The sequence below is a fragment of the Gulosibacter molinativorax genome, assembly GCF_003010915.2.
In the GTDB taxonomy this organism is placed as follows: Bacteria; Actinomycetota; Actinomycetes; order Actinomycetales; family Microbacteriaceae; genus Gulosibacter; species Gulosibacter molinativorax.
In genome coordinates this window covers 2,824,979-2,850,662 of sequence record NZ_CP028426.1, presented here as the reverse complement: position 1 = coordinate 2,850,662, position 25,684 = coordinate 2,824,979, and the positions used below count along the sequence as shown (strand labels likewise).

Genomic DNA, 25,684 nt, shown 5'->3' with positions numbered 1-25,684 from the left:
AACCCCCCCTACACGAACCGGTCAGTAAACGTCACCGTCGCCGAGCCCGAACCCGACCCGGTGAAGGTGACCGTGCCAACGCCAGGCGCAAGATTCGACTCGTACCCGCTGATGCCCTCGGTAATGAACCCCGAAGACGACGACTTGACCCAGCCGTTTTCATGATCGACTGTCACCGTCTCGCCAGATCCAACCGCACGATCGACATACAGCCGGGACGAGCCGACACCGAGACCCCAGTTCACCCCGAGCGGGCCGCGAACGTCTACCATCGGCCAAGCGGGGAGAGTGCCGCGATTCTCAACCGTGACCGTCTGCCCAGGAGTGAGCGTGTACTTTCGCGACTCACCATTCCAATGCGCATCCGCACATCGGAAAGCAATCGTGAACTCTGCGCGAGGCTTGTTGATCCACCGGTCATGCAGCCACGTGACAGCGCCCTCAACGCGAGCCATCGCATACCGGTAGCCACGCTCCGACCGGTACGTGAGCGGCCGGTACGCAGACGAGGCGTTCAACGCCATCAGCCGGTCGTGCATCGCCTCAACCTCACGATGAGTCTGAGCCCACGCGACACCCTGCAGCGTGCGGACAATCCCATCAAGCGAGGAATCACCCCAATAGGAGCCGTCACCAACATCGCGTTTCGCGACCTCGCCCGAACGGCTCGCAGAATCGTCAAACTGCTCGAGCCCGTTCCGCTTGATACCGAACCCTGAAAGGTCATGTGGAGTCGCCTTCCCGCGACCCCACACGGTGAGCCCATCCATTTCGATATAGATCTGACTCACAAGCCACCCCTCAGGATCTTGTCCACCTCGAGCGCAATATCCCGCGCAGACTGACCATCCGTCGCGTTGATCGTGATCCTCACGTCACCGATCGCGGGACGATCCAGGACCGCCGTAGCCGTCGCCTGCTGAGGTGCAGCCGCGAACGAGGCATCAACCGCCATCCGGGCACGCTGCTCAACAGCCATCGCCGCATCCGACGCATACCGTTGCGGGTCAATCACCGCACCCCGAGCAAGCTGGTCAGCAGCCGACTCAACGTCAGACTGCGAATCCCGCATACCCTCAGCGAACCCCTCCACCAACGACTTACCGCGGTGAGGCGTCCAGCCACGACCCGAGAACGGCCCCTTCTTCGCCGGAGACTGAGGTAGCCATGACGACAGCTCCTCGACCACACCGCCGATCGCGTCGCCTACGCCGCCGATCATCGAACCGATACCGTCGATCAACCCCTGGATGATCGTCTTACCGAGCTCGAGCCAATCCACCTCAGTGATGGCATTCCAGATCGCCTCAATGATCTGAGGAATCGCCGCAATCAGATCAGGAATCGCGACCACGAGACCCTCCACGATCGCGAGGATGATCTGAATCGCCGCCTCGATAATCATCGGCAGATTCTCGAGCAGCGTCTCGACAATTGTCGAAATCATGCCCACCGCCGACGTGATCAGGTCAGGCAGCGCCCCGATGATGCCGAGGATCAGCGACATGATCAACGAAATACCGGCCTCGATAATTAACGGAAGGTTTTCCGTGATCGCCGTCACCAGCCCAATAAGCAACTGCAGCGCGCCATCGAGCAGCATCGGCAGCGCATCAATCAGACCGGTGACGAGCGCCATCAGCAGATCAATACCAGCCTGGATGATGAGCGGCAGGTTCTCGACAATCGCCGTCAGTAGGCCATTGATCAGCGACAGTGCCGCCTCGATAATCATCGGAAGGTTTTCGATGATGCCCTGAATCAGCCCCATCAGCAGTGAAATGCCAGCCTGAATCAGCACCGGTAGTGCTTGGATGATTCCTTGCAGCAGTGTCGTGACGAGCGTCAGCGCAGCTTGGATGATCATCGGCAGATTCGCCACGATCGCATCCAGCAGCCCCGTGACGAGCGTCAACGCGCCCTGCATCAGCAGCGGCAGCGCGACAACGATCCCATCAATCAGCGCTTGCACGATCTGCGTCGCCGCCTCCAGCAGCTGAGGCACCGCCGTGAGGATGCCGTCCACCAGCTCAGGGATTGCCGACACAATCGCATCAATCACACCCGGCAGGGCTGAAACGATCGTGTCAACGAACCCCGACACGAGGTCGCCGATCTGTCCGAAATCCCCACCAGCCGCAGCAAAAGCGCCAAGACCTGCCGCCGCAATAAACAGCGGATTCGTCAGCAACGGCAGCTTCGTCGCGAGCCCAGAAAACAGGCTCCCCACAATCGGCAGCTTCGACAGCAACGGCACGAGACCAACCGCACCAATCGCACCAAACGACGCGCCCAGCGGGCCGAGCAGGCTATCCAGCCCGCCAACCGATTCGCTGATCTTGTCAAGACCATCCTGGAACGGTTGCGGAAGAATCGTGACGATGCTCGAAAGAAACGATGGGATCGACTGCACGAGGCTCTGAAGGATCTGCCCCACACGCGGAACAATGTTGCTCAGCGCCGTGCCAATCGACTGGACAAGATTGTCCGTCATCCCCTCAACATCACCATCGGTCTTACCCAGCTCAGTGAGCCAGTTCGACCACGATGCCTTCATCGCGCCAACAGAACCCTCGATCGTGGACGCCGCCTCCTCGGCAGTCGTCCCCGTGATCCCAAGCTCCGTCTGCACGACGTTGATCGCAGACACCACGTCCGAAAACGAGCCAATGTCATACGTCTGCCCCGACAACGCCTGCGCGTCATCCAACAGCCGCTGCATCTCCTCCTGCGTGCCGCCATACCCCAGCTTGAGGTTGTCGAGCATCGTGTAGTTTTGCTTCGCGAACCCTTGATACGCGTTCTGGATCGACGCGATATCGGTGCCCATTTTGTTGGCGTTGTCCGACATGTCGATCATCGCCATGTTGCCGATATCCGCCGCCGCGGCAGTGTCCCCGCCAAGCGAGCTGATCAGCGACGCCGAAAAGCTCGTGACCTGCGACATGTACTCGTTCGCGGACACGCCAGCCGTCTGGAACGCCTGATCCGCGAACCCCTGCACCGTCGCCGACGCATCACCAAACAGTGTGTCGACACCGCCCGTGACTTGCTCCCACGTCGCATACTCCGACATGGCACTCTTCGTGATCGCAACAGTCTGCCCAGCGAGCGCCGCGAGCCCCGCCGCCGCCATCTGCGACGCCGCCTGGATACCAGCGCCGACCCCGTCCAGGATCGCCTTACCGGCATTCCCGGCCTTATCCCCGATCCCAGTCAGCGCGCTCCCCGCAGCATCCTTCAACCGGTCGAAACCAGTGACCGACGTGCCAGCGGCATCACCGGCAGCTTTCGACGCATCCTTCACCGCCGACTGAGCGTCCTTCAGCTTCGTTGAAGCCGTCGCCAGATTGTCAGCCGCGACCTTCTCTTTACGACGAGCCGACTCGAGCTTCTCGCTCGCGCCAACCGCCGCCGCCGAGTTCTCGCCAGACTTACGGATAGCCTCAGCGAGCTTCGCCTCAGCCGTCCGTACAGTCCCCGCGGCGTCTTGCTGCTTCAGTCGAGCCGCGGTGAGCTTGTCCTGCGCAGTCTGCACTTCTCGAGTGAGCGTCTTGAGCGACGCGCCGCCGAGCCCAGCCGACGCCGACGAGAAAGCCGACTTCATGTCCTTGCCGAGCTTCGCTCCCGCCGAGCGCCCAGCACCGCCAAGCGAGGACTGCAGGTTGCGCCCACCCTCACGACCGGCAGCAGTTGACTCGGCAGCGACCGCGCGCCTGAAGCCAGAAAATTTTGGGCTCACGGCGACGAACCCGGCACCGACTTGCTTCACGAGAGACACCGCCTTCCGCGCTCAGAGCGCAAAAAAGGGGCCTCTCAGCCCCTCACAATCATCGACTGTAGTTCCGCCAGCGCCTCGGCCCGCTCATCAGCAGACACCTCCAGCGCCGCTTTACGGCGACTCTCCGCACCAAGCGTCCACGGCATCAACTTCTTCGCCGCAGCAGGAGACCCAGCAGCGGACGCGATCTGCACCAGCTCCGGAAATGAAGCGGGAAACGCCCACCCCTGCACGGCCGCATACAGTGGCGTGGACGTGTCACCCATCGCCGCAAGCACAAGGTCATACGCCTCACCAAACGTCACGCCGTCGCCAACGTCAGCCGGGGAAACCCCATACCGGCGCATCGTCACCGCGAACGCGGACGGATGCTCCAAGCTGACATGGGCGACGTACGCTATTTCCCCAGTGAAGCGTTCTGCTTCTTCGTGAGCGCATCGAAATAACGCTCAACGAAAACGCCTTGTATCGTCACGTCATTCGGGATCTTCTCTAGTTCATCCTCAAGTCCGAGCGCGATCAAAAGCGCCTCGATCTGATCGAACGGGTCCTCGTACTTCTCGGTAATGTCCGAGTAGATCTCGCGGGTGAGCCTCAACGGCACACCAACACGGGTGCCATCCTCAAACTTGGCCGCGAAGAAATCACGCGAGAATCTTGTCTCGACGCCAGGATTCTCGGCAATCTCCGCAAGCACCTTCTCTTCATCGAAGTCGCCGTCGAAAAACTTATCCAGGTCAGTGCTGGTCATTATTCCCTCTCAATGAAACGAAAAAGGGGCAGGCGGTTACCTGCCCCTCAACAAGACGACTAGCCAGCCGGGACCGTCACTGTCGCCGGAACTACGCGCTCCCAATACAGGTCGTCGCCGAGCTCGTCAGCTTCCGACCACTTGAACGTCGCAACCGAACTCTCGAGCGTCCCCCGGTCAGCCGATTCCGGCGCGAACTCGGAAACGCGCGCGTACCCGTTCCGAAGGCGAATCGCACCATCCCGGCGCTTCTGCACAATGAGCAGCGGGAACCGGTGGTCATTCCCACCACCAACGGTCATCTCGCCAGCCACCGGCGTCTTGCCAGTATCCAGCCACCGAACCATCTCGTTATCCTCAGCAAGGGTGAGCGCGACCGTCCGAGAAGTAGCCCCGCCAATCTCATACCCAGGCTGGTAGAACTCGGTCGGGTCCTCAGACTCGCGGCCCTCTTCCGGCCCGCCATCCTTAGTCCACAGCCCAACGTTCTCGTACGACGCAGGAACCACGATCTTCCCGTCGGCAGCGACTAGCGCCGTCCGACCGGCAGCATCCAGCAGCACCGCGTCAGGCGTGCGATCGATATACGCCATACCCGTCTGCCAAATCCGGGCAACGTCAACATCAAATCCTTGTGCGTCGGCCATTATTTACTCCATTCAAAATAGGGCTGTCAATAGCCGACAGCCGCGGTTATGTACTCGACCGTCATATAGCGGCGAGCAACATCACTTGATTCATCAACGGCATACGGCCCGTTGCATCCGTCCCACTCGACCCGAGTGACAGGTGACTGCTCGATACCGGTAATCCCGTCATCGAACAGGACCGCGGCAACCTCACGAGCGAGGTCATTCGCGGGCTTGTCGTTCGCCTTCGTGCCAGCAAGCACAGAGACACCGACCGCGTTCTGAAACAGCATGAAATCCAGGCGCGGCCCGGAATCGTCCCGCACCACGATCAAAGGTTTCGTTAACGGCAAGAGCCGCCCAAGATCGGGCGGCTCTTTATTCGTGACCGTGCAGTGCGGGAACTTCCCCCGCAGATACCCGGTCAGCCACAATTCGATATCCGGGCGTGTATAGGTCATCTGACGCCCCGAGCAAGGTTCCCGGTACGCGACTCGACCAGCATCGCGTGGGGCGCGTCAGCAACCACACGATAGACCGGCCTACCCCCTCGAGGGGACTTCTCGACATGGATTGAATCCTTGTACTCGCCACTATCCCCGACAGGCGCAGTAGCGCGAACCTTCGCCGCGACACGTTCAGCCGCGGCTTGCAGTTCAGCGTTCAAACCCGGATCGTCATACAAGGACTCAATGAACCCCGGACTATTGACAAAGTTCTTCGCCATCATCCCTCGTATCTCGTCAACGGGATCTCCCGCGGCGGCGTCCAATTTGTGAACGGGTTCGTGTCCGCAGCCGGGGGAATCCCGTCAATCGTGTACGTATAGTCACCGTCAACGATGCGGTCACCCTTGCGGATCTCCGCCTCGCCACAAAACAGCGACTTCGCTTCAAGCGCCTGCTCGCGAGTCGCCGTGGCAAGCATCGAAGTAGACGTGTGCGCGACAAACGCCCCCTCGATTTCGAGCGAGGAAGGGCTACCCCAGTCGGAGAACGTTTCTTCACCCGAATACGGGTCAACTTGAACGCCAGCCCTAAGTCTCGTCACAGAGCGGCCAAACGGGAAATCCATCATTCCTCCGGCCAAATCTTGCCCACAGGACGCTCATTCGGGAACGACCCCCGTGATAGCCCAGCGACACCCGAAGCACCACACAGCGACCGCAAAGCCATCGTCGGGGCACCGTCAAACATGGACTGCACATCCGTGTAATCCACCCTCGCCGGACCAATCGACTGCGACTTCACGAACCGCTGCCCACGAGTACGAGTGTCCTTATAGACCCGCTTGAGGATCGCGAGCGCATCCGCTCGACCCTCACCCTCAAGCGACGAGATGCAAGGGGCAATGCCTCGACCGATCACAAGAATCTCGCGAGCAAGATCATCATCCTCGCCAATCTCGATTGGAAGAATCATCGCCCCTTACCCCTTACTTCGTCGTGCGCGATCGAGTCGCTGGCTTCGGATCCTCAGGCGCTTCGGACTTCTCTGGATCCTTGGGAGTCTCGGTAGTCTCCGCCCCTTCGACCGGGACGGGCTCCTTGCGCACGAGACCAACCGACTCGAGGTGCGCGACGCTCGCCGCGTCAGCGCCAGCCGCATCGAAACGACCGTTTCGGTACACGTAACGCTCCGAGCCGTCCAGCAGGCGCACCACGGCCACCGCAGCAGTCACCGCATAAGTACCCTCACCGGGCTTCACGTCAGCCATTACAGCCCCGTCCCGGTGAGCTTCACGCCAGCCTGAGGTTCAGTGACAATCGGCACCGTGACGCGGCGACCACGCACAAGGTACGAGTCGTTATCCGCGATACGAGTAGTCGACGCCTCCACACCAGTCTGACCAGCAGCCGCGAACTCCTCCGAGAGAAGCTTCTCGTCCGCCATACCGCCAAGCTGCGCAGTGTCGAAAAGCCACGGGTCCGTGCCGGTGATGTGCGGCGACGTGAGCCACGTCATGCCGAACGCGCTCACCGGCGCAGTGCCCGAGAGCGCGATATTGCCCTGCTCGCGAGGAAGAGCGCCGTCGTCGACAAGCATGCCGACAAGCTTCGCCCACTTCGCAGACGGCAGCACCACAGTGTCCAGGTCAAGACCCGTAGCGAGCTCGGCGCGAGCCTCACGAACCATCATGAGGTGCCCGAGCACGTTACCCGCGGTAGTCCACGCACCAACGCCATCTGAGGTCGCAGCCGAGGTCGACGAGACACGCGACGCGATAACGCCCCACGCAACCGTGTCGACGTAGCGAACCATCTGGTTACCGACACGCATGAGCGCCTTCTGCACATACTGGTTGCCCTCGCGGCTGATCTTCTCATCCGTGATGACCGAGCCCTGACCGAACTTCACAGTGCGCGCCGCAGACGGTACACCCTCGTCAAGCTGAATCAGCGGGTAGTCACCAGCAGGCTCAATCGCCTCCGGGTCAGTGCCCGTGTACAGGTCAGCAGTCTCGGTCTCGTAGTAGACCCCGCCACCAGCAGCGTCATAGCGGCCGCTCAGGAGATAGTCCGCGAGGAACTTCTCGTTCGTGAGCGACGCAACCTGACGCGCAATCAGCCGCGGATTCTTCAGCAGCAGGTGAAGCTGCTCCGTAGTAAGCGTCCCAGTCTGGTGACGCACAGGGTATGTGTAGCCCATTTTTCGATCCTCCTAGACCAGAACTTCAATGACGTCATCGGCGTTAGTCGCCGCGGTGAGTGCGAGGCCGACAGTGTTAGTGCCAGCGCCGATGGTCGCGACCTTCCCGCCAGTGGCGGTGATGACCTTCGCGCCCGCAGCAATTGCAGCCGACGCAACAAGACGGTGGACAGTGCCCTTGCCGACGAAAACAGCGACCTGCTCGCCCGACTTCGAGTCACGCGCAGCAACACCGACGACCTTCGCCGAATCAGCCGCAGCGTGAGCGACCGTGCCAGCCGCCGAAAGCTCGACAACGTGACCGCCGGTAACATCTGCCGACGTAGTGAGCGTCACGACCGCGCCAGCGGGAAACTTGGGGATGTAGTCAGCCATTTCTAGACCTCCTGAGTCTTGCCGTTGAACCGGTCAAGGAGCGCGTCCTCGGCGGTCTGAATGTCGTCCGAGTGGCCAATTTCAGCCACCGGAATAGTGTTCTTCGGGAACGACTCGATCAGCGCCTTCGCGCCCTCTTCGTCCTTCTCGAGCGCCGAAAGCCAAGTGGCCTTCGATGCGGCAGTGATGCGGCCATCAGCCATCGCGGCCTTCACGATGCCCTCCCGGCGAGCCTCAGCCTGCGCCTCGAGCGCCTCACGGCCAGCAGCAGCATCAGCCTGGAGCTGCGCGAACACATTCGCGTCCACAGCCTGCACACCAGCAGGGAGCCTCGACTCCGGCTCTACAGGAGCCGTCGCAAGATCCACCAGACGGTTAATCTCAGTGATCGTCTCTTCCTCAGTCGTGCCCTCGTCCATGCCGAGAGCTTCGATTACATCGTCCAGATAAGCCACAAGGCCCTCCTTCTGTACGTCCGCCTCGGCGGAACTTTCACCCGACCGGTTGGCCGAGAGGTCTATTCGGGCGAGCACCGGCGCTGGGGCCATCGCTCGACCTCGAAACTTGAAACGCGACAGATCAAACGCCGCGGTAGCCTCAGGCTCGGCATCCACCCAGTCATCAGCCAGGCCAGCCTCAACAGCCTCCTCCGCCGTATACCAGGTCTCCGCCTGCATCAGCTCACGCCAATGCTCACGCGAGCCACCAGCGCGCGCCGCATACGCGTCCGCATAGCTGTCAGACAGTTTGTTGAGCACCTGCGCGGTCTCATCCATCGTCTGCGCGTTACCCATCGCGAAACCCGACGCGTCGTGAATCATCAACTGCGCGCCACGATTCATCGTGATCCGGTCGCCCGCCATCGCGATCATCGACGCCGCCGACGCCGCAAGAGCATCAACCGTCACATGCACCTTCGCCTTATGCCGACGAAGCGCATTCATGATCGCGATCCCATCCCACGCCGCACCACCAGGGCTATTGACGTAGACATTCAGGTCATCGACCTCGAGCGCCTGGATCTCATCAATCAACGCCTTCGGGGACACGCCGCCCCACCAGGACTCGCCAATCTCGTCATAGATATACACATCAGCCGACGCCGGAGCATCCTCAACTTCAGCCTTCATCTCAATGCGGAACCAAGGCCGCGATTTCTCATTCATGCAGCCCCCTCGGCTCTCACTTGTGCAGGTCTCACTCTCGTTGTGGCGCTGTCTTTCACCGGCGCGCCAAAACGTTCACGCAGCCACGCCTCGAGCCGCTCATCAACCTCAATCGCGCCACATTCCACGAGCGCGCGGATCGACTCCGCCGTCACCGGCTGTTGTTCACCAATCGCCGCAGGAACTAGCTTCGGCGCGGGCTCATCCTCCGAGAAAGCAAGGTCCACAAGGTCTTCGATCACATGCTGATTCGTGACCTCAGCAATATGCTGCGCCACCGCATTCAACGAGTCCGTGAAGAAATTCGCGAACGTCGAACCCAGTGCCCAAGATCCCGTCTCAGTACCAAGGTTCAAGAAGTGCGCCAGCACACCACGAGCAATCTGCTCGTCGTAATACCGGATCGGCTTATCCGTATCAGGCAAATCACCCGACACCCCGACAAACTCGAACTTCGCGCCATGCGCGATCGACGCCCCAGCAGACTCACCTGCTCGAGCGTTCTTCACGAGCTCAAGATTCGCCGCGATTTGCTCATCCATCCACGCCTTCAGCTCGTCAAACGACGCATCCTCAGGAGGTGGGGCAGACGTGGCCACCGGCATACCGAGGCCGTTACGTTCCGCCGTGAGTGCTTGGATTCGCAAGACGCGATCCTTCAGCACCCACATCTTGTATGCCGAACGCAATAGCGATTCACCGAGCCAGTTCGCGCCCTCACGCTCATTCGTGAACACCACAAGCCGGTCAACCGGAATCACAACATCGTCTTTGCCGTTCGCCCCGGCCTGCTTGAGCGCGACGAGACCACCGTCAGTGGCAGTCTCAATATCCGCAATCGTCCGCGGCGGACGCCAAGCCAATTTCCGCAGGTGCGTCTCGCCATCCGACTGGTCATACACCTGCTCGAAAAACGAGTGCCCATACACCAGCTCGAGCAGAGCAAGACGAAGAAACTCTTGAAACGAGAACCGGCCCTTCGAGCGGACAGGAGCCTGGAACGCCTCACCCTTCACCTTCAGGCCAAGATCGCGAGCAACATGCTCCACAACCTCCGGGCGGCAACCTGTCCCGTCAATCACCCACTCCGTGCGCATAATCGGCAACGTCACTGCCCGAAGAACCGACTTGACCTGCGTATCCTCGCGCCGCATCCGATCAAACACATCAATCGAATTCGGCCACTGCAAGTCAGGGTTCGTCTCATGCGTCTCCGCAGCAAGCGCACCCCAACCGCTCACGCCAGAGCCCGACTGGTAACCAATCTCAACCAAGACAGACCCCCTCTAGAACCTCACATGGTTCAAATTCGTTTCATCCCGAGCGACAGAATCGCGAGTCAACACAGCAGGCTTCGGCGGCGGCGGGGCAGGCTCACGCTTTGGGCGCGCCTCCTGCTTCCGTAACCCCCACGCAGCCCACGTCACCGACTGCGCATGCGACACCGGAACCTTCGAGTCTGACGCATCCCACGTCATCCCAGCCTGCCCAATCTTCCGAGTCGTCGCAGACGCCAACGACTGCGTGAGCTCAGCCTGCCCGCGGTGCACAATCAGGCCCAGATTCGACCCCTCAATGAACATCGCATGCGCCGCAGCAACCTCGTTCATATCCATCGAAAGGAACTTCACCCCGGCGCGCTCAAGATCGACAAGGATCATCGCCGCATTCTTTGAGTCCAGCACCACAAGCGCATCACCAAGGTCAGCCTTCAACGACTTCACGAACTCCGCGACCCACATCGTTCCGCGATCAGTGCGAACATGCTCAACAAAAATCGTGTCGTCATCGAACCTCGACGCAGCCGACACGGAGCAATACGCTGCATTACGAGCAGCCGCAATCGCGATCACCGACACGTCACCAAGCGTCGCATCCAGCTCTTCACTATCCCGCCAACGGTCAAGATCCAACTCAGACAACGCTTGCGCCTCAACCGGACGACGGTTCGGCCACACAGACAGCCTCTCGCGCAAGTACCCATCAGGGTCTGTGTTTGCTCGCTCAAGCTGATCGACCACCGTCTCGATCGGCATCCGCCAGCCAAGCGAAGGATTAGCCGCCACGAGCGCATCAAGATCACCAGGGTCTATCGCATCCGCAACATCAGGATCGTCCGACCCCTCCGGCGACCACTCCATCCAGCCCGTGCGCGCACCGATACCCTTACGGCCACGATCCCGCAGCGCCTCCCACACCTCAGCATCATTCACGCCATCCTCGGGGACAGTCCCCGTGAACAGCGCCTGCGGATTCGTGATCTGCGACTGCGTATACGCCAAAGCATTATTCGCCTGCAACGACTCTTCCTGAGCCTCATCGTCAATACGAATATCTGCCGTGAAACCTCGACCAGACTTCTTCGTCCGAGCAATAAACCGTACACGGTCACCATTCCGCTGACCCTCGCGACGCTTCAGGACAATGCCCTCTTTGCCGTTCGCCGTGTAAATATTGTCAACGCGCGCCATCAACTGCGGCACCGACTCGACAACGCCCGCGAGGCGCTCAAAAGCATCCACCGAGGTCTTCACCTCATGCGCAGAGTGCAAGATCGTCTTACGCTTCTTGTCCGCGCGCGGAAACATGAACAAATGCAGCAAGTCATACGCGAGCAGAATCTCGCCCTTACCGTTCTGCCGCGCCACAAGTAGGCCAAACTCCGACGAAGCCCAGCGCCCCTCGTCGTCAACCTCAACCAGCGCCGACACGACATACCGCTGCCACTCGTCAAGCGTCAGCCCACACGCATCAAGAAACCGAAGCGCACGATCCGCATGAGACCCGGCAGCATTAGGACGCTTCTCGACCCTTGGCCGAGTCGAACCGAACAACATTTCCTTCTCCAGCGAGGAACTCATCAAACGGGTCAACCTCCTCGACAACCTCAACCGGGCCAAGTTCGGCAATCAGCTCGCGCCGCTCACGAATCAACGGCGCAAGCTTCACCGGGTCATCCCCAATCGCCGCACCAATCGCCCTGTCCACAAACTCCAACGTCCGCAACAGCTCCGCCCGACGATCGAACGCATCCAATGAATCAGCCTCAACCGGAACCGACTCTTCGACGCGAACCGCAGCTTCCTCACGCTCACGGCCAGTTGCAGACACCGACCGCGACGCGTTGTATTCATTCTTAGCGCGAACGCACAGGCCACACGGCTCAGAACCCTCGCGCCGATGGCGACGGTAGGCCGAATACGTGCCACAGGGAGCCTTTTGACGTGCCATCGAATTGACCCCAATCCACGCGCCGCGCAAATTGCGCAGATTCTTCAAAAAGCCGAGAGAGAGAGATGCCAGACAGCGGGCGGGAGACTGGCATCGGATCAAGGTTTCTGGATTTTTTCGACCCTCTCGAGCCTCCGACCGACTTCGCGCGGCCTCTCACGCCCGCCTCGCGGCCTTTCGCGCTCGACCCCTACTTTGAGGTCACCGCGGCCCATGCGGCCGCGAGGAAGAGCCGTGCGAGTCGCCAGCGGTATCGTTTGACTTCTACGCAGACAGCGTACCCACTGTCGTGTTCGGTGAGCGTGCCGTCGATGTCGGTTGTGATCGAACCGACATCGGTGGTCTGGTCTCCGACCTTGACGAGGATGGTGGCCGTGAGTGTTCCGATGGTGCTCATGATGCCCCCCATAGTTCGATGTCGAGTTCTTCAGCGTCGCCCTTGCGTGAATTGCATCCACGGTGGAACGGCACGAGGTCTTGCTTGACGAGGTGCCCACCGTTGGCGAGCGCTACTGGATGGTCGGCCGTGAACGCCAACCGGTCCTTCCACGGCAGTGTCGTGTCGATCGGCTGCCCGCATCCGAAGCTGGACCCGTACCCGCACGGCAGGTTCTCGCGAGCCGTCCGCCGTTTCAGCGCAGCTTGTTTGCGCCGGTATGCCCGATGCCCTTTTCCGTTGCGGATCTCTTTGGTGCTCAACTCGACCCCCCGGACATGCAGAACGCCCCGGCCATCATGGACCGGGGCGTTGAATGGGTGGGGCTATTTCGCCCCGTACTTGACGTGCTTCTTGACGCCGCCTGAGCGCTTGATCGTGTAGGTGATTAGCTGCCCGTCTTTCGAGAACGCGCCGAGTAGCCAGAGGATGAGCGGCACGATGAATGCGGTCACGATGCCGAGGGTGATGAGCAGTAGCCAGCCTGCGCAGCCCCACTCGTTTTGGTGCCAGACGATCAGTGCCTCTTCGTTCGCGGCGCGGATCTCGTCGCCCGCTTTCAAGTGCTTGTCGTAGAGTCGCGCGAGTCTCGGGTTGCTGGGCTTGTCGGGGATGCCGGTAGTCATGTGCTGATCATATCCGCGGCCACCGACATGCTGGCTTCGCTGATCAATTCCGTTGTCTCGCTCGGTGCGAGGTCAGCATTTCTGTTCACCATCTGCCCGTGTCTCGATCAATCCGCTTGTGCTCGTGACGTTCTCGCCGTCGAATTGCTCGCTTGACCTTCGCGACTTCACCAGCACGCCACGCAAATAGCCTGCGTGCGTGGATCGCGTCCTGCTCGTCACCGTTGACGCAGCGTCGCTTCACGATGCCTCCGTGCTCCCGGCAGGACTCGAACTTGCACGCCCTTCGGGCACCGGGTCTTGAATCCAGCGCGTTTACCATTTCGCCACGAGAGCTAAGAATGCAGGTCTTTGCGTCCCGACCTGCAAGGGCTCGTATGCGCGGGGAGTTGGAGGCTCGCGACCGCTTATCGGTGCTCTTTCTTGGTCTCGCCACGGCACCACGCGGCTCAATGAAGGGACCCGACAACCCCGCCAAGCTCTGGAAAATGAGGGAAGCCCCGGCGAATACAACCGGGGCTTCCTTGTGCGCACTATGCGCCTGGCGTCAGCCTACCATCTAGGTGGCGACATTCGGGGATTGGATGAGGTTGAGTTTCGCGCGCGCTACCGCCATCTCGTGATGCTCCCTGCACGAACCCCACTCGACCTGGTTCGTGCGGCCTGACTTGCGGTGCTCCACGAGGTCACCCGCTACCCAACGCTGCACGGTGCGAACGTCCACGTCCAGGCGTTTCGCGGCCTCCCGCACCGACAGCCACACCTCGGCACGCATCACCGCCCCGCACGTCTCGCACACGGCGCTGGCATGCTCCGTGTCCGCCCACGTGTCGAGTGCTGAGCAGACCATGCACCGCCTCGGGCGCTGCGCGATCTCCCGAACCTCCAGCCGACGTACCGCGGGGACAAGCCACTCGTCCAGGCCCGCTAGCCAATAGTCGTGCAGCGGGTGCCCCTCAGCGTCTGCCCATTGGGCGAGGAGCCAGTCCACGGCTGGCTGGATGTCTCTTGCCGCCGCGAGCGGGTCGTCCGCCACGCTCCGGGTGTACCTCGGTGCGGTCACCACATCCACAATCGACGGGACCGGCAACAGTTCCCACTCCGTCGAGAACGCCTGCTGCCAGAACCTGACCGACTGCCCGATCTCCCGAAACAGCCGGTCGAGTTCATCGATTGCGACCACACGAGCCGCGTCAGGCCGGTTACTCCCGCGCGGCTGCCCGTCACCCGGCTCACTGCTCGGGATGATCTGCCCCGCGAGCTTCGCGGCAAGCTCCGGCACGTCACGAATAATCTGCCGATAGTCCGTCATACCTCACCACCCTCGTGTACGCCCCCGTTTTCGCCCGCGCGATCGCGTCGTTCTCGGCACTGCCCTGCATCTCGAACCGGGCGACTTTTCGCCACCACCACCAGCGCCGCTCCTGCACGAGGTACGGCAGGGAGGATGCCTCCCAGATCACGCGCTCAGTCACGCTCGTGGCTCCTTTCGTATGCGGCCTGGAATGCGGCCATCGATAGCGCTAGCTGCTGGACCGAGAGGCTCGCCCCGATTGCGGCCTCCGTGAACGCGACGAGCTTCCAACCGAACTGCTCCGCACGCCTCACCCGCCGTCTCCCTGCTCGATCCTTCATCTTCGGGAAGTGCTCCCGCGTGCGAGGCCTCTGGCCACTACTCATCTCCAACCTCCGTCACTCGCGCCAGCTTGCACGCGAGCCTGCGCCGATCTTCTCGCCGCGCCACACGCTCGGCACGCGCTTTAGACCGGAACATGACTGGCTCCATGCCCGCGCCATAACTCACGTATCCGTGACTTCTCCACACCCGGTGCACATCGTCAAATGACCATCGATCGTAAAGACGTTCGCCACTCTCAAGCCTCGGCTGCCACCACGACCGCCCGAAGCCGTCCCGGTACTCAACCGCACTCATCGCCAACCTCCACCGGCGTGACGTCGTCAAGGTAGACATTCGAGCCACCCTGCACCGAGCTGATCGTGAACTCGTATGCCTTCCCGTGAGCTTCGATCCGCATCCAATGCGAGCCACCCATGTCCTCAATCCTGATACTGTCCGCATCGGTGATCGTGAGGTCATCAACATGCCCACCAATCGCAGATATGCGCGGCTCCTTGTCCTCACTCATCGCCAGCTCCTTCTGACGGACCGCTGCACGAGCTTCACGATCTCGTCGTTGCTCAGAGTCGGATGGTTGACAACCACCGTGTGCTCATGCTTTCTGGACATCGCCACGGCGTCATCCCAGCCCTGCGAATAGCCCTTCGCGTACACCTTCGGCATGTCGTACTTTTCCGACAGGTGCTCATACGTGCGCCGCGCTTGTGACATGCGCACCGTCATGACGATGTACGCGACACCGCACACAAGCATGAACGCCGCGCATGCGATCATCACCAACTCAATCCAAGTCATCACTTGCCCTCCCCGTCTAGCATGTCCAGTAGGCGCGCCCGTAGCTGCTCCCGCTCGATGTACGGTGACTGCACGGTACGGCGGATCTCGGCAAGCTTCGCCTCAGCCTGCTCGGCGCGTGCTACTTGCTCGGCATACGTCACAGCGAACCCAGCGTCCGTCTCCACGACCTGCTGGCCAAGCTCTCCATCTATGACATAGGACAGAATCCTGAGTGGCACTACGACTTCCCCGTAGTCACCCCAGGCTCCTCCAATCGACCAGCCTTCACACTCATCGTTCACTTCTTGATCTCTGGCACGGATACCGCCAAGCTCCGCTTCAAGCTCCGCGATCCGGTCGAGTAACGCCAGCACGGTAGGCGGATCGAACGCCGCGATATGAGCACCGTCCGACTCGACTTGATCACGCGACCGGCCATTAGGAAGCGAATACCCGATCATGTGCGACCCGGTCGCGGTGTTGGCGGCACCGAGTATGCACACACCCTCGTCGCCGGGATAATCGTCGTACCCCATCGCGCTCCACGGTCCCGGTGTTGCCCGGCCCGCGATCTTCCGCAGCTCGGCAAGCTTCTCTCCACTCAACTCAGTCATCGTTCCCACCGCCTTCACACTCGGTCTTGTGGTGCTCGACAACTTCGATGAACCTGCCGAACGGGACCCCGCGATACGTCGTGCCACACGTGCCGCACCTGTACTCATTCATCGGATTCTCCGTCCAGGATCGCGAGGAGCCGCGGCCTCAACTGCTCCCGTGAGATGTACGGGTTCTCCACTGCCGCGCGTATCTCCGCCAGCTTCGCCCCGCTCTCCCGATGCTCAGCAACCTCCGCCGCGAGGAGCCAGATGAGCGCTCCGAAGTCTGTGGATGAGCCGATCGCCATGTCGTTCGTGAGTATCTTCTCAATCAGCTCATCACTGATCCGTTCACTCGTCATCGCAACAACCTCCCGCCGTTCGGGCACTAATACTTGGGCAGCCCGCACGCCCGGCATCGCGGCTCATCGATGACGATTTCGACCTTGCGCTTGTCCCGCTCCCGGAGCTCGGCCAGTTCAGTTAGCGCCTTCGCGAGGTCTCGAACTTCGGGAACCCCGCCACGACCCTTGATCCGCTTCTCCTGGAGTGCTCGCAGCTCAGCTAGACGCTCATCACTAATCCGTTCACTCGTCATCGTCGCCACCGTCCAGGACCGCGAGGACCCTAAGCGCAAACTCCCGCACAAAGTCGTACGGATCATCCGGGTACCCGCTGACACGTTCGGCACACAGCGCCCGCACCTTTTCGAGCTTCGCCGCTAACTGATCCCGCTCAGACAGAAAATACTCAGCCCGCAGCGCTTCCTCCTGATAAATGCGCTGCAACCGATCACGTTCACCGCCGACCGCAGCCAGCTTCTCCGCGTGCTCGGCCTTCTGCTCCGCGATGAGGTCGAGTAGCGCGAGCACCATAGGCGGATCGAACGCGGCGATATGTGTGGCGTCGCACCAGTGCGGGATCACCTCGTCGTCAGCGAACCGTGTAGCGCTCTGCAAAGACTCGAACGCAACTTTGCCGCCGATAGTGATGTGTGATGGCCCCGTAGCAGGGTTCCACTGCCTCCACGGTCCTGGTGTCGCCGCTTCCGCGATCTCTCGCAGCCCAGACAAATCAAAATCAGACATGGCCTACCTCCTGAAAGTTGTCTGCTCGGTAAACAGGTTCGTGATGCGGTACAAGCCGCACTTCCGGCATTGATCCACGATGCTGAAAATGTCGTAGAACTTGTCCGTGTCCGCCCACGAGTGGAACCAGCGGCACGATTTCGGGTCACGCCTAAACATCGTCTCGCTCCCCTCCGAACGCGGCCCGCAGCGCCGCACGAGCAAGATCAATCGGCGCTTCCGGCAACTCTTGCCCGAAAGCGGCATCGTGCAACCCCTCCGCTGCTCGTTCGATCACGGACTCAAGAAGATCAGCGAGGACAGCAAGCACGGCGTCGGCGTCCGCAAGGTACTGATCGGTGTAAGCACATTCTCCGAAGGGATGAGGCTCGATGCCCGCAGCCCGGTACTGTGCTTGCGCATTAGGCCCATCGTGGATCGCCCGCGCTATCGCGGTACGCAATGTGGAATCAGTCATCGTCTTGTCCTTCGATTTTTCGTACCCCTCGGATGCACCGGCAGCCAGGGAAATTGCATGGCTCGATCACCGGCCCAGCCGATTCGAGGTGCCAGCCGTCAGCATGGCCGCAACACTCACTCATCGTTGTCTCCGTCCAGAATCGCGAGCATCCGCGTCAGTCGCTTGTCCCACTCCCGCATCCAGGACGACCCGAGTGGGACGGGCTCAAGAAGCTGCTCCCGTACCTTGGCGAGCTTCGCCTCGACTTCCGCCTCCCGCGCCCGGAACGATTGCAGTTCCGTCAGCGCCGCTTCGAGGTTCCGGTAGAACCGCGCGTCGTCGACATGATCCGGGTTCACACGCGCGGCATTCCCCGACATGTCCGCCTCGTGCGTCGCATACTCCATGCACTCCGCGAGCTGCTCATCTGAGATGCGTTCACTCGTCATCGCTCTCTCCTATCGCTCGCAGAATGTCTCGCACCAGGGCGCACTTCTCGGCTCGCTTCTTCGCCGCAGATTCCGCGGCTTGCTCTGGCGTGAAAATGGATAGCTTTAGTAGGCCCTCTTCGAATTCGCCTGACCACAGGTACGACCAAACAGCCGCCGCAACTTGCTCCACCAGCCCTTCGGACGGCTCCGCGAACAAGGCGAGGACGGCGTCGGTCTCGCGCATGATCTGGTCATCCAGCACCCGAGCGATCTGCTCTCTAAGATTCATCGGTCTTCCCCTCGTGTACGAGCTTCCAGTCATGGCCGACGTGCAAGCCCACCAAATAGGCGGATTCAATCGCATCATCGATCACGTCTTCATTCCGCAGCACTGTCCACCAATGCCCGTCAGAATCAATGCTCGTCAGGTGCGCCCGGTAGTCGCCGCCCTCCACAATCGCGCCCAACGCGGTCGGTAGCTCACGCTTAGGGGGATGCGCAGCGAAATAGCGGTTCGCTACGTCATCGGACCCTTTGCCTGGCGTTCGGGTCAGGTGCTCCCACGTTGATGCGCGGCACCGCCTCCGCTCATTGAAGATGTACACTGCTCGCCCGTCGCCGTCATCCTCAGACCTGTTACGGTAGACAACCCAATCCGGGTCTACAGGGTCTCGCCAGCGCCCGAGCTGCTCGTCACGCTCCGCAAGGAAATACGCGCGGAGGGCGTCGACGTATTCGGGCACGATCTCCATCCGCTGAATACCACGATCAACACACAGTCGGCCTTCGCGCTCTTCAATCACAATTTCAGGTTTCATTTCTCCCTCTTCCAATTCGATATAGCCGCTCACGCCGCTCTCGCTTCCTTGTACTCAGCCGGGTACACGTCCCGACAATCCCGACACCAGACGAGCGCCCGCTCGCTATAGAAATCGCCACCGCAGCGCTTACACACCCGCTGATACGAAGACTGCCTCTCGCCCCGCGTCCGCTCGTAGTAGCGCCGATTCGCCTCCCGCGCACACCCCCGACAATTCCCGTTCCGCATGCGCTCAGACGCCGGATGACCGTTAACGCACGTCATTGCTTCCCCTTCGACGCGTTCTTCTTCTCCCAATACCGAACCGTGCGGCATTTCTGGCACATCCGCTGACCGTTCTTACGCACGTATGCATCAGCCAAGTCATGACCCCGATGGCAGTGAGTGCGCAGCGGATGGGCGCGCTGGATGTTCTCGACAAGAGTGACCGGCTCAAGATGGGCTGGGTTGACGCATCCAGGGTTCTTGCACAGGTGGTCAATAGTCAGGCCATCTGGGATCGGGGCAACGAAGTGTTCATACGACCACCGGTGCGCGTACATCATTTGCCCTTTACGCCCTCCCTCAGAGCCGAACTTCCCGTAACCAGCCTGGTTCTTGCCAGCAGCCCATTCCCAACACGTCGGCGTCTTTACAACCTTCGCCAAGAATCGTTCTTCGGCAGTCGCCCAATCTGGCTGCACCCGGTTGTACTCATTGAGCCGTCCGTTGGCGCGTACCCACCCGTAATGGCGGGCGCATAAACCACGTCCACCCTTGTCATCAAGTGGCCTATCGCATCCGTCGAACTGACACTTTCGGGTAGCATCCATAGCTAGCCCCTTCCTTGCTCTAATCAAGTGATCGGGTTAGGCCCCGGCGAGTGTTTCCAGCACTCGGTTTGGGGCCGCTTTTATGCCCTCTAATTCTATCGAACATCATTCGAAAAGTCCCGATCAATATTGCTTTCCAAGTTGCGCACAGCACCTCTGGTCACTCATGCCGCCACCGCCTCGTCATGGCACCAGCAGCCGCAAGCCCGCTCACGAAGCTCCCGAATGGTTCCCGTGCAGGGCCGGTGATTGTCCAGCTCGCACATGCGGGAACGGGGCGAGAGTTCCGGGATCGTCCAGTCTTTGAGGTCGGCGTCGTCGCGCTCCTTCTGCGCCTTGATTCGATAGTCGTTGTAGTCGTCGTTATCCATCACGCGGCTCTCGCTTTCCGTAGACGTTCCGCCGCGGCCTCACGCTGCTCGTCCGACATCGTGACCTTGCGCTTGAACGCATTCCGAATGTCGTATTGCGATGCAGGGATTTCAAAAGACGCCCAGTCCTCACCCTCCCCAGTTAGGCGCGCGCGCTCATCCTTTTTGAAACGAGAGATATGCGGGCGATAGGACGACCAAACGCGGTACTTCTGTTCCGCGTGGTCGTAAACCACTGTTGTTTCCATCTCAGCTGTCGTAGCCATGATTTCCCCCTAGAACGGGACCTGCTCGTCCCACTGCTGCCCGCTAGACGGGTTAGATTGCCGCGGCGGTACCTGAGTAGCCCACTGCGAGTTATCTGGCTGTGGCGCGTCGCCAAACGCCTGCCCGAGGTACTTTTGAGTAGTCCGTGTAATGCCAACCTTCGCGAACGACACATTCAGGTTCGTGTAGACCTTGCCGTCCTTCTCCGACTTCTTCACTCGAAGATCGCCAGACACAAGCACAACTGCGCCCGGCTGGATCTCCGGCTGCGAGTCGTCGTCACGAAGCCAGACGGAATAATCGCCATACCCAGCATTGGCCCATTGGCCCGACTCATCTTTAACTCGGTATTCTTCAGAAACTCGAATCAATTTGCCGCGGCGTTCTTGGACATATCCTTCAAAAGTGATGTTTGCCATTATGCAACCTTTCTTAATTCTTTCTCACGCAAGTACGCATTTCTGCGCCGTTGCTTATTGCAAGTAATGCATTGACGTTGAACGCGCCCACTCGAATAATTGACCAGGCGCGTGTTTGCCTCCGTAAACGGATGCCCCCTCTTGCAGTGGGTCTTACGAGCGTTCGCATCCGTGCCGTGATGAACCCGATCGTGGGCGTTCTCCGAGACGGTTCCCCACCGAAGGTTCTCGGCCCGGTTATTTCTAGGGTTGCCGTCGACGTGGCAGACCTGCTCATCTGCCTTAGGCGTGCCGCAGAAGGCGATCGCGACTAGCCGGTGCACTGTGAACCGCTTCCGCGACCCTTCGGCCCATAGCGCGAGCTGTTCGTAGCCGTTCCGCAAGATCCACGGTTTCAAGATGCGTTCGTCGGTTCGCACTCGGCCTTGGTCGCTCACTTCGTACTTGCCTTCGTAGCCGAGCACGGGTCGCCAAACTTCGTTAGACTGCACCGCAGCCCTCCAATCAACTCATTCTTGATTCAGGGTTAGGCCCCGGCGAGTGTTTCCAGCACTCGGTTTGGGGCCGCTTTAATTCTATCGAATTCTCTCGAATAAATCTCGCTTTGTGAGCCATTACCTGTTCTTCTTTCGTTTTCGTTCATCAAAAATGTGCCGCACCACCTCGACCGGGATCGCCGGGAACATGACCCGCGCCGCCATCCACGTCACCATCGGGTTGTGCTGCATGTAGAGCGCGAGCCGATCCACATCCGACGCCCACGTACCGTCACGACGCTTAGCCACCGATGCCCCGCATCTCGAACCACCGGCGAATCCATGCCTTCGACGCCTCCGACTCCGCCGGGTCATCGAGCATCCGCCGCATCGTGCGCTCCATCAGCCCCTCATCGCGAGGCTCATCACGCGCCGTCAACTGCCGGTCAATCCGCGCCTCACGCGCCCGACGCTCACGCGACCTCCGAGCCCCGCCGATGACATGCGCGGGCATTAGATAGTCCGCCGTCATCTGCCGGTGCTCCTTCACCGCCGCAATCGCATCCACGAACTCAAGGTGCCCGATCGTGTCGTGCCACTCGCGGACAGTGAGTTCATCAACTTGCCGGTTATCGCCAAGCTGGATCTTCGCGAGCACCTGCGCGGTCTCTTGAATGTTCATGCGATCTCCATATCGAGAGGCTGCTGCGACAGGCGCAAATCTGGTTCACCAGATCCCTGTTCAAGCCGCTCACGGATCAACGCCACATAATCCGCGTCAGCCTCAATGCCGATAGACCGGAAACCCTTGTCGCGAGCCGCTTGCAACGTGGTTCCCGAGCCCGCGAACGGGTCGAGCACAACACCACCTGGCGGGGTGATGAGGGTGACCAGCCATTCCATGAGCGCCAGCGGCTTGACCGTGGGGTGCTGTACCTTCGTGCCGTCCTCCCGTTCAATGACGGGCCGTTCACGCTTCGGCGCTTTGGCCTGGTACTTGAACACAGGGAAGAAGCGGGAAGCACCACCAGGATCGGAATGCACGTGGGCCCCACTGTGCATGGCACCCCCTGCCATCGCGTTCCGCTTGGTTTTAATGCTGGCCGCGGGATACTGCCTGCTTGTGCTCACCCCGCTTTGCTCGTCCATCGCGGCGGCGGCTTCGGGGTCGAGCAACACATTCGCAGGCCAACGACCAGCAGGGGAACCGACAGTAATCCTCCGCTCTCCACTGGCTGCCATGTTGAACGAAGAAGGATTACCCAAGCCGCTACAAGGCCGCGCAGTATCCTCATCCGTAGCCACCCTGCTCGCGTCGATGTTGAGTGCCCCTGTGCCGTGCTCCTGCACGTTCGCCGAGACGGTGCCCTTGATCGGCTTACGCGCGACGATGACCGGCTCGATGGCCGGTTTCAGAGCCGTCCCCCAACCAGACCATCGCTCGGCCTCGGGAGTGGCGGGGGTGGTGATGTCGGTGTGGACACGCTGCGTGTGGTCCTCACCGGGGACAAAGTGGTTCGCGCTGTTGGTCCATGCGTTCTTTCCGACGACCTCGCGCTTGTCCCAGTTTTCGCCGGGGGTGCCCTTACGGCCGTTTAGCCGCCAGACCTCGGCGTCCATGTCATCGGGCAGGTCGAGCAGTTCGCGCAAGGTCTGCCACTGTTCCCACTTCGGGACGGCGGGCTGAGACTTGGTCGAAGTCCAGTGCCCGGCCATCCCGGCGGTACCGAACGCTGCGTCGATGTCGCGGTTGGTCTTGCCTGCGCGGTCTCGTTGCTTGGCCAGCCACGAGGTCACGCGCAGGATGTCGCCCCTGTCGTCGCGGGCCTTGTCGATGGCCTTGGACACGTCCATCGACTTCGGGAATCCGCTGCCGTATATCCAGCCGATGCCGTCGCGAATGTCGAACCCGGCGAGGCGGATGGACATGCCCATGAGATCCTGCGTGCGGGTGCCCGCGAACACAAGCAGGTGCCCACCAGGCTTGAGCACCCTCATGCACTCGATCCACACTGCCGGTGGGGGCACAAACGAGTCCCACGTCTTGCCCATGAAACCCCCCTTGGCAGGCGGGGTGTATTCGTGGTCCCCGGTGACCCACTTGGTCAAGGTCTCGGCGACGTGCTTCGGGTCGGTATTGCTCAGGCCATACGGCGGGTCGGTGACCACCGCGTCGATGGATTCGTCGGGCAGGGTGCGCAGGACGGCGAGACAGTCGCCGTGGTACAGCTGCACGAGACCGTCATCAAAATAAGGTTTCACGCGATTTCTCCTAACTGCAAATCAGTGGCGAGTGGTGCCCGCCCGATCGACACGGTTTGCGCGGCTCGCTCCGTCGGTGTGAGCCGACGGTTCTCGGCCCGCCACTTCACCGCGTTGCCCAGCCACGTCCGGAACCCGGCATCCCAGTTCCTCAACCGGCGCTCCTTCGAGTGAGCGTGAGCAACGAACTGCCCGGCCTCATGCCGCAGATCCAAACCGTTCTGCTGGGCAAACAAAACTGCCGACTCGTTCGGTGACCAGTCGGCAGGAATCGGATGCTCAGGCTTCCGTTTTTGTTTTGGGGGCTCCCCAATATCTATCTCGTTAGAGATAGATGTAGCTGTAGTAGTAGCTGTAGTAGTAGGCAACCCCTGCGCCTGGTCGCCGTTTGGGGTAACCCCAGGGGTAAAGCCAGGGGTAACCGCAAGGGCAAGGCCGGGGGTAACCTCATGGATAGATGCAGCCGCAAATTCAAGGATCGTCCGCACCTGCTTCACCTCCCACGCACGCAACTCAGGCTGCTGAACTTGCAACTTCTGCACCTCGAACGCGATCACCTGCCGAATCTTCTTAGACGCCACAGACGCAAACGCATTCGTCATCGACACGACGATCTTCGGCTGCTTCAGCACGCCGTCGTGTTTCAAGAACGACCGGACAAGACCCTCCCCCGTATCCGTATCGATCAGGACGAATCCGCCCGCCTCTAGCTCGGCACCATCCCGCTCCACGTCGGCAGCGGCACGCCCATCGCTCATCGCCGCGAGCCGCCCCGGATGCCAGTCCATGACGCCCGCATAATTCAGCGTGCCGTGGGTAAGCATCAACAGATACAGATGCTGCGCTGTGACTGACAGCTCCCGCCAATCCTGATCGGCCCAAATGTCAGTGAATATGTTTGCCCTGTCACGCGCCATCCCTAACCGCCCTATCGATATGCAACGACAAGGGGTCGTTGTCATGCACGAGCGCCCAACCCCACAGCTTGCCGTACCGGACGCCATGCTCGTAGCCGTCGATGCGTTCATTCTCCGCATCGAGTGCCGTGTAGACGGCAGCGGTTTCTACGGTCACCCCAATGTCGATCTCGTCCAGCTTGACCATGTTGTTGATCACGCCAGCCATATAGGAGAAGGTGCCGTGCTCGCCACGTATGTTGTCCTTCATCATTGCTTTGGGCACGGCGATGGCGAACACGTCGGCGGGTATCCCGAGCTGCTGCCACCGGTACAGGCTGGCCCGATAGTCAGGCGGTAACGGCACTGCCCTGCCAGTCGCGTTGGACGTCCACGAGTTCCATTCGGCTTCGAACTCGTCAACGTAGTCATCGAGGGCCTCAAGCGATGCCCTGAACCTGACCATGTGGTCTTGCATTGCCAGAGCGTAGGCCGCGGCCTTTTCGCTCACCGCCGAAGCGAACGGGCTGTCCGGCGCGATCGACGTTTTGCCCGTGTTGCAGTCGCTGCATGCAGTAACAAGATTGTCTGGCTTGTCACTGCCCCCGAGCGCGACCGGAACGACGTGATCAATGTGCAGCTTCACATCTGGGGCTTGCGCGCCACAGTACTGGCACGCGTGAGCGTCCCGACGAAGGACCTCAAACAGTGTTCTCTTTGTTACTGCCATTCCTTGTTCCTCCGTATC

The 25,684-nt window shown here is 60.8% G+C and carries 42 protein-coding genes and 1 tRNA gene; all 43 read right to left on the bottom strand.

What is annotated here, in order from left to right; translation table 11 throughout:
* Nucleotides 1-8: 8 nt before the first annotated feature.
* Nucleotides 9-791: a phage tail family protein gene (locus GMOLON4_RS13200; protein ID WP_265415375.1), complete on the bottom strand. Its 783-nt coding sequence runs from the start codon at nt 789-791 to the stop codon at nt 9-11.
* The gene (locus GMOLON4_RS13195) at nt 788-3,772 is read right to left on the bottom strand and encodes a hypothetical protein (RefSeq protein WP_265415374.1); all 2,985 of its coding nucleotides are present in this window, start codon (nt 3,770-3,772) and stop codon (nt 788-790) included. The genes GMOLON4_RS13200 and GMOLON4_RS13195 overlap by 4 nt, the downstream gene beginning before the upstream one ends.
* A 44-nt stretch (nt 3,773-3,816) precedes the next feature.
* Nucleotides 3,817-4,158: a hypothetical protein gene (locus tag GMOLON4_RS13190; RefSeq protein WP_026937834.1), complete on the bottom strand. Its 342-nt coding sequence runs from the start codon at nt 4,156-4,158 to the stop codon at nt 3,817-3,819.
* A 20-nt stretch (nt 4,159-4,178) separates the two neighbouring features.
* On the bottom strand, nt 4,179-4,532 hold the full coding sequence (locus GMOLON4_RS13185) for a hypothetical protein (RefSeq protein WP_026937833.1): 354 nt from the start codon (nt 4,530-4,532) through the stop codon (nt 4,179-4,181).
* Between the two features lie 59 nt (nt 4,533-4,591).
* The gene (locus GMOLON4_RS13180; RefSeq protein ID WP_026937832.1) at nt 4,592-5,179 is read right to left on the bottom strand and encodes a hypothetical protein; all 588 of its coding nucleotides are present in this window, start codon (nt 5,177-5,179) and stop codon (nt 4,592-4,594) included.
* Between the two features lie 26 nt (nt 5,180-5,205).
* Nucleotides 5,206-5,622, bottom strand: a complete 417-nt coding sequence (locus GMOLON4_RS13175) for a hypothetical protein (RefSeq protein ID WP_026937831.1) — start codon at nt 5,620-5,622, stop codon at nt 5,206-5,208.
* Nucleotides 5,619-5,888, bottom strand: a complete 270-nt coding sequence (locus GMOLON4_RS16455; protein WP_407648565.1) for an HK97 gp10 family phage protein — start codon at nt 5,886-5,888, stop codon at nt 5,619-5,621. Before GMOLON4_RS16455 ends, GMOLON4_RS13175 begins: the two co-directional genes overlap by 4 nt.
* Nucleotides 5,888-6,211 carry a hypothetical protein gene (locus GMOLON4_RS13170; RefSeq protein ID WP_146137588.1) on the bottom strand — a complete coding sequence of 108 codons (324 nt, stop codon included), beginning with the start codon at nt 6,209-6,211 and terminating at the stop codon, nt 5,888-5,890. The genes GMOLON4_RS16455 and GMOLON4_RS13170 overlap by 1 nt, the downstream gene beginning before the upstream one ends.
* Before the next feature lie 23 nt (nt 6,212-6,234).
* A complete protein-coding gene (locus GMOLON4_RS13165) occupies nt 6,235-6,582 on the bottom strand; it encodes a hypothetical protein (RefSeq protein ID WP_106486756.1) in 348 nt (115 codons plus the stop codon).
* 13 nt (nt 6,583-6,595) lie between these two features.
* On the bottom strand, nt 6,596-6,877 hold the full coding sequence (locus tag GMOLON4_RS13160; protein ID WP_106486757.1) for a hypothetical protein: 282 nt from the start codon (nt 6,875-6,877) through the stop codon (nt 6,596-6,598).
* On the bottom strand, nt 6,877-7,809 hold the full coding sequence (locus GMOLON4_RS13155) for a phage major capsid protein (RefSeq protein ID WP_265415373.1): 933 nt from the start codon (nt 7,807-7,809) through the stop codon (nt 6,877-6,879). The genes GMOLON4_RS13160 and GMOLON4_RS13155 overlap by 1 nt, the downstream gene beginning before the upstream one ends.
* Before the next feature lie 12 nt (nt 7,810-7,821).
* Nucleotides 7,822-8,184 carry a capsid cement protein gene (locus GMOLON4_RS13150; protein WP_265415372.1) on the bottom strand — a complete coding sequence of 121 codons (363 nt, stop codon included), beginning with the start codon at nt 8,182-8,184 and terminating at the stop codon, nt 7,822-7,824.
* Nucleotides 8,185-8,186: 2 nt separating this feature from the next.
* Nucleotides 8,187-9,350 carry a head maturation protease, ClpP-related gene (locus GMOLON4_RS13145; RefSeq protein WP_265415371.1) on the bottom strand — a complete coding sequence of 388 codons (1,164 nt, stop codon included), beginning with the start codon at nt 9,348-9,350 and terminating at the stop codon, nt 8,187-8,189.
* Nucleotides 9,347-10,624, bottom strand: a complete 1,278-nt coding sequence (locus GMOLON4_RS13140) for a phage portal protein family protein (protein WP_265415370.1) — start codon at nt 10,622-10,624, stop codon at nt 9,347-9,349. The genes GMOLON4_RS13145 and GMOLON4_RS13140 overlap by 4 nt, the downstream gene beginning before the upstream one ends.
* A gap of 12 nt (nt 10,625-10,636) precedes the next feature.
* Nucleotides 10,637-12,211, bottom strand: a complete 1,575-nt coding sequence (locus tag GMOLON4_RS13135) for a hypothetical protein (protein ID WP_146137488.1) — start codon at nt 12,209-12,211, stop codon at nt 10,637-10,639.
* A complete protein-coding gene (locus tag GMOLON4_RS13130; protein WP_026937846.1) occupies nt 12,144-12,461 on the bottom strand; it encodes a hypothetical protein in 318 nt (105 codons plus the stop codon). Before GMOLON4_RS13130 ends, GMOLON4_RS13135 begins: the two co-directional genes overlap by 68 nt.
* A gap of 310 nt (nt 12,462-12,771) precedes the next feature.
* A complete protein-coding gene (locus tag GMOLON4_RS13125; protein WP_146137489.1) occupies nt 12,772-12,978 on the bottom strand; it encodes a hypothetical protein in 207 nt (68 codons plus the stop codon).
* The gene (locus GMOLON4_RS13120; RefSeq protein ID WP_265415369.1) at nt 12,975-13,280 is read right to left on the bottom strand and encodes an HNH endonuclease; all 306 of its coding nucleotides are present in this window, start codon (nt 13,278-13,280) and stop codon (nt 12,975-12,977) included. Before GMOLON4_RS13120 ends, GMOLON4_RS13125 begins: the two co-directional genes overlap by 4 nt.
* A 63-nt stretch (nt 13,281-13,343) precedes the next feature.
* A complete protein-coding gene (locus GMOLON4_RS13115) occupies nt 13,344-13,643 on the bottom strand; it encodes a hypothetical protein (RefSeq protein WP_106486631.1) in 300 nt (99 codons plus the stop codon).
* 254 nt (nt 13,644-13,897) lie between these two features.
* A tRNA-Leu gene (locus tag GMOLON4_RS13110) sits at nt 13,898-13,979 on the bottom strand.
* 223 nt (nt 13,980-14,202) lie between these two features.
* Nucleotides 14,203-14,955: a helix-turn-helix domain-containing protein gene (locus tag GMOLON4_RS13105; RefSeq protein ID WP_026937875.1), complete on the bottom strand. Its 753-nt coding sequence runs from the start codon at nt 14,953-14,955 to the stop codon at nt 14,203-14,205.
* A complete protein-coding gene (locus GMOLON4_RS13100) occupies nt 14,927-15,118 on the bottom strand; it encodes a hypothetical protein (RefSeq protein WP_026937876.1) in 192 nt (63 codons plus the stop codon). Before GMOLON4_RS13100 ends, GMOLON4_RS13105 begins: the two co-directional genes overlap by 29 nt.
* The gene (locus tag GMOLON4_RS13095) at nt 15,111-15,251 is read right to left on the bottom strand and encodes a hypothetical protein (protein ID WP_181244098.1); all 141 of its coding nucleotides are present in this window, start codon (nt 15,249-15,251) and stop codon (nt 15,111-15,113) included. The genes GMOLON4_RS13100 and GMOLON4_RS13095 overlap by 8 nt, the downstream gene beginning before the upstream one ends.
* A gap of 311 nt (nt 15,252-15,562) precedes the next feature.
* Nucleotides 15,563-15,790, bottom strand: a complete 228-nt coding sequence (locus tag GMOLON4_RS13090) for a hypothetical protein (protein ID WP_026937840.1) — start codon at nt 15,788-15,790, stop codon at nt 15,563-15,565.
* Complete coding sequence (locus tag GMOLON4_RS13085) at nt 15,787-16,077, bottom strand: hypothetical protein (protein WP_026937841.1); 291 nt, start codon at nt 16,075-16,077, stop codon at nt 15,787-15,789. Before GMOLON4_RS13085 ends, GMOLON4_RS13090 begins: the two co-directional genes overlap by 4 nt.
* Entirely contained in the window at nt 16,077-16,673 is a 597-nt protein-coding gene (locus tag GMOLON4_RS13080; RefSeq protein WP_146137490.1) for an ead/Ea22-like family protein, read from the bottom strand. Before GMOLON4_RS13080 ends, GMOLON4_RS13085 begins: the two co-directional genes overlap by 1 nt.
* Before the next feature lie 104 nt (nt 16,674-16,777).
* Complete coding sequence (locus GMOLON4_RS13075; protein WP_026937843.1) at nt 16,778-17,017, bottom strand: hypothetical protein; 240 nt, start codon at nt 17,015-17,017, stop codon at nt 16,778-16,780.
* Nucleotides 17,018-17,043: 26 nt separating this feature from the next.
* On the bottom strand, nt 17,044-17,253 hold the full coding sequence (locus tag GMOLON4_RS13070) for a hypothetical protein (protein WP_026937844.1): 210 nt from the start codon (nt 17,251-17,253) through the stop codon (nt 17,044-17,046).
* Complete coding sequence (locus GMOLON4_RS13065) at nt 17,243-17,743, bottom strand: ead/Ea22-like family protein (protein ID WP_106486633.1); 501 nt, start codon at nt 17,741-17,743, stop codon at nt 17,243-17,245. Before GMOLON4_RS13065 ends, GMOLON4_RS13070 begins: the two co-directional genes overlap by 11 nt.
* A gap of 151 nt (nt 17,744-17,894) precedes the next feature.
* Nucleotides 17,895-18,200 carry a hypothetical protein gene (locus GMOLON4_RS13060; protein WP_106486634.1) on the bottom strand — a complete coding sequence of 102 codons (306 nt, stop codon included), beginning with the start codon at nt 18,198-18,200 and terminating at the stop codon, nt 17,895-17,897.
* A 116-nt stretch (nt 18,201-18,316) separates the two neighbouring features.
* Nucleotides 18,317-18,631, bottom strand: a complete 315-nt coding sequence (locus GMOLON4_RS13055) for a hypothetical protein (RefSeq protein ID WP_026937886.1) — start codon at nt 18,629-18,631, stop codon at nt 18,317-18,319.
* On the bottom strand, nt 18,621-18,902 hold the full coding sequence (locus tag GMOLON4_RS13050; protein WP_026937885.1) for a hypothetical protein: 282 nt from the start codon (nt 18,900-18,902) through the stop codon (nt 18,621-18,623). The genes GMOLON4_RS13055 and GMOLON4_RS13050 overlap by 11 nt, the downstream gene beginning before the upstream one ends.
* A complete protein-coding gene (locus GMOLON4_RS13045; protein WP_026937884.1) occupies nt 18,892-19,464 on the bottom strand; it encodes a hypothetical protein in 573 nt (190 codons plus the stop codon). The genes GMOLON4_RS13050 and GMOLON4_RS13045 overlap by 11 nt, the downstream gene beginning before the upstream one ends.
* A 229-nt stretch (nt 19,465-19,693) precedes the next feature.
* Entirely contained in the window at nt 19,694-20,245 is a 552-nt protein-coding gene (locus GMOLON4_RS13040) for an HNH endonuclease signature motif containing protein (RefSeq protein ID WP_084147718.1), read from the bottom strand.
* Nucleotides 20,246-20,409: 164 nt separating this feature from the next.
* Nucleotides 20,410-20,616 (bottom strand): hypothetical protein, encoded by a 207-nt coding sequence (locus tag GMOLON4_RS13035; protein ID WP_026937891.1) that lies wholly within the window; start codon nt 20,614-20,616, stop codon nt 20,410-20,412.
* Entirely contained in the window at nt 20,616-20,882 is a 267-nt protein-coding gene (locus GMOLON4_RS13030) for a hypothetical protein (protein WP_146137491.1), read from the bottom strand. The genes GMOLON4_RS13035 and GMOLON4_RS13030 overlap by 1 nt, the downstream gene beginning before the upstream one ends.
* Nucleotides 20,883-20,891: 9 nt before the next feature.
* Nucleotides 20,892-21,302 carry a hypothetical protein gene (locus GMOLON4_RS13025; protein WP_026937867.1) on the bottom strand — a complete coding sequence of 137 codons (411 nt, stop codon included), beginning with the start codon at nt 21,300-21,302 and terminating at the stop codon, nt 20,892-20,894.
* Nucleotides 21,302-21,721: an HNH endonuclease signature motif containing protein gene (locus GMOLON4_RS16450; RefSeq protein WP_407648564.1), complete on the bottom strand. Its 420-nt coding sequence runs from the start codon at nt 21,719-21,721 to the stop codon at nt 21,302-21,304. The genes GMOLON4_RS13025 and GMOLON4_RS16450 overlap by 1 nt, the downstream gene beginning before the upstream one ends.
* Nucleotides 21,722-21,916: 195 nt before the next feature.
* Entirely contained in the window at nt 21,917-22,087 is a 171-nt protein-coding gene (locus tag GMOLON4_RS13020; protein WP_156892074.1) for a hypothetical protein, read from the bottom strand.
* The gene (locus GMOLON4_RS13015; RefSeq protein ID WP_026937869.1) at nt 22,080-22,460 is read right to left on the bottom strand and encodes a hypothetical protein; all 381 of its coding nucleotides are present in this window, start codon (nt 22,458-22,460) and stop codon (nt 22,080-22,082) included. Before GMOLON4_RS13015 ends, GMOLON4_RS13020 begins: the two co-directional genes overlap by 8 nt.
* Nucleotides 22,457-24,040, bottom strand: coding sequence for a DNA-methyltransferase (locus GMOLON4_RS13010; protein ID WP_265415368.1), 1,584 nt, complete (start codon nt 24,038-24,040; stop codon nt 22,457-22,459). Before GMOLON4_RS13010 ends, GMOLON4_RS13015 begins: the two co-directional genes overlap by 4 nt.
* Complete coding sequence (locus GMOLON4_RS13005) at nt 24,037-24,957, bottom strand: hypothetical protein (RefSeq protein WP_106486636.1); 921 nt, start codon at nt 24,955-24,957, stop codon at nt 24,037-24,039. The genes GMOLON4_RS13010 and GMOLON4_RS13005 overlap by 4 nt, the downstream gene beginning before the upstream one ends.
* Entirely contained in the window at nt 24,947-25,666 is a 720-nt protein-coding gene (locus GMOLON4_RS13000) for an HNH endonuclease (RefSeq protein WP_106486637.1), read from the bottom strand. The genes GMOLON4_RS13005 and GMOLON4_RS13000 overlap by 11 nt, the downstream gene beginning before the upstream one ends.
* Nucleotides 25,667-25,684: the final 18 nt, after the last annotated feature.

Excerpts from the sequence above, each read along its gene's own strand:
- GMOLON4_RS13185 (WP_026937833.1), bottom strand. The coding sequence starts at position 4,532 with ATGACCAGCACTGACCTGGATAAGTTTTTCGACGGCGACTTCGATGAA.
- GMOLON4_RS13000 (WP_106486637.1), bottom strand. The coding sequence starts at position 25,666 with ATGGCAGTAACAAAGAGAACACTGTTTGAGGTCCTTCGTCGGGACGCT.
- GMOLON4_RS13135 (WP_146137488.1), bottom strand. The coding sequence starts at position 12,211 with ATGAGTTCCTCGCTGGAGAAGGAAATGTTGTTCGGTTCGACTCGGCCA.
- GMOLON4_RS13080 (WP_146137490.1), bottom strand. The coding sequence starts at position 16,673 with ATGACTGAGTTGAGTGGAGAGAAGCTTGCCGAGCTGCGGAAGATCGCG.
- GMOLON4_RS13035 (WP_026937891.1), bottom strand. The coding sequence starts at position 20,616 with ATGGATAACGACGACTACAACGACTATCGAATCAAGGCGCAGAAGGAG.
- GMOLON4_RS13055 (WP_026937886.1), bottom strand. The coding sequence starts at position 18,631 with ATGACGAGTGAACGCATCTCAGATGAGCAGCTCGCGGAGTGCATGGAG.
- GMOLON4_RS13005 (WP_106486636.1), bottom strand. The coding sequence starts at position 24,957 with ATGGCGCGTGACAGGGCAAACATATTCACTGACATTTGGGCCGATCAG.
- GMOLON4_RS13075 (WP_026937843.1), bottom strand. The coding sequence starts at position 17,017 with ATGACGAGTGAACGGATCAGTGATGAGCTGATTGAGAAGATACTCACG.
- GMOLON4_RS16455 (WP_407648565.1), bottom strand. The coding sequence starts at position 5,888 with ATGGCGAAGAACTTTGTCAATAGTCCGGGGTTCATTGAGTCCTTGTAT.
- GMOLON4_RS13125 (WP_146137489.1), bottom strand. The coding sequence starts at position 12,978 with ATGAGCACCATCGGAACACTCACGGCCACCATCCTCGTCAAGGTCGGA.
- GMOLON4_RS13025 (WP_026937867.1), bottom strand. The coding sequence starts at position 21,302 with ATGGCAAACATCACTTTTGAAGGATATGTCCAAGAACGCCGCGGCAAA.
- GMOLON4_RS13040 (WP_084147718.1), bottom strand. The coding sequence starts at position 20,245 with ATGGATGCTACCCGAAAGTGTCAGTTCGACGGATGCGATAGGCCACTT.
- GMOLON4_RS13070 (WP_026937844.1), bottom strand. The coding sequence starts at position 17,253 with ATGACGAGTGAACGGATTAGTGATGAGCGTCTAGCTGAGCTGCGAGCA.
- GMOLON4_RS13160 (WP_106486757.1), bottom strand. The coding sequence starts at position 6,877 with ATGGCTGACGTGAAGCCCGGTGAGGGTACTTATGCGGTGACTGCTGCG.
- GMOLON4_RS13165 (WP_106486756.1), bottom strand. The coding sequence starts at position 6,582 with ATGATTCTTCCAATCGAGATTGGCGAGGATGATGATCTTGCTCGCGAG.
- GMOLON4_RS13180 (WP_026937832.1), bottom strand. The coding sequence starts at position 5,179 with ATGGCCGACGCACAAGGATTTGATGTTGACGTTGCCCGGATTTGGCAG.
- GMOLON4_RS13145 (WP_265415371.1), bottom strand. The coding sequence starts at position 9,350 with ATGAATGAGAAATCGCGGCCTTGGTTCCGCATTGAGATGAAGGCTGAA.
- GMOLON4_RS13155 (WP_265415373.1), bottom strand. The coding sequence starts at position 7,809 with ATGGGCTACACATACCCTGTGCGTCACCAGACTGGGACGCTTACTACG.
- GMOLON4_RS13115 (WP_106486631.1), bottom strand. The coding sequence starts at position 13,643 with ATGACTACCGGCATCCCCGACAAGCCCAGCAACCCGAGACTCGCGCGA.
- GMOLON4_RS13105 (WP_026937875.1), bottom strand. The coding sequence starts at position 14,955 with ATGACGGACTATCGGCAGATTATTCGTGACGTGCCGGAGCTTGCCGCG.
- GMOLON4_RS13175 (WP_026937831.1), bottom strand. The coding sequence starts at position 5,622 with ATGACCTATACACGCCCGGATATCGAATTGTGGCTGACCGGGTATCTG.
- GMOLON4_RS13030 (WP_146137491.1), bottom strand. The coding sequence starts at position 20,882 with ATGGCTACGACAGCTGAGATGGAAACAACAGTGGTTTACGACCACGCG.
- GMOLON4_RS13065 (WP_106486633.1), bottom strand. The coding sequence starts at position 17,743 with ATGTCTGATTTTGATTTGTCTGGGCTGCGAGAGATCGCGGAAGCGGCG.
- GMOLON4_RS13060 (WP_106486634.1), bottom strand. The coding sequence starts at position 18,200 with ATGACTGATTCCACATTGCGTACCGCGATAGCGCGGGCGATCCACGAT.
- GMOLON4_RS13150 (WP_265415372.1), bottom strand. The coding sequence starts at position 8,184 with ATGGCTGACTACATCCCCAAGTTTCCCGCTGGCGCGGTCGTGACGCTC.
- GMOLON4_RS13085 (WP_026937841.1), bottom strand. The coding sequence starts at position 16,077 with ATGACTTGGATTGAGTTGGTGATGATCGCATGCGCGGCGTTCATGCTT.
- GMOLON4_RS13050 (WP_026937885.1), bottom strand. The coding sequence starts at position 18,902 with ATGAATCTTAGAGAGCAGATCGCTCGGGTGCTGGATGACCAGATCATG.
- GMOLON4_RS13090 (WP_026937840.1), bottom strand. The coding sequence starts at position 15,790 with ATGAGTGAGGACAAGGAGCCGCGCATATCTGCGATTGGTGGGCATGTT.
- GMOLON4_RS13015 (WP_026937869.1), bottom strand. The coding sequence starts at position 22,460 with ATGAACATTCAAGAGACCGCGCAGGTGCTCGCGAAGATCCAGCTTGGC.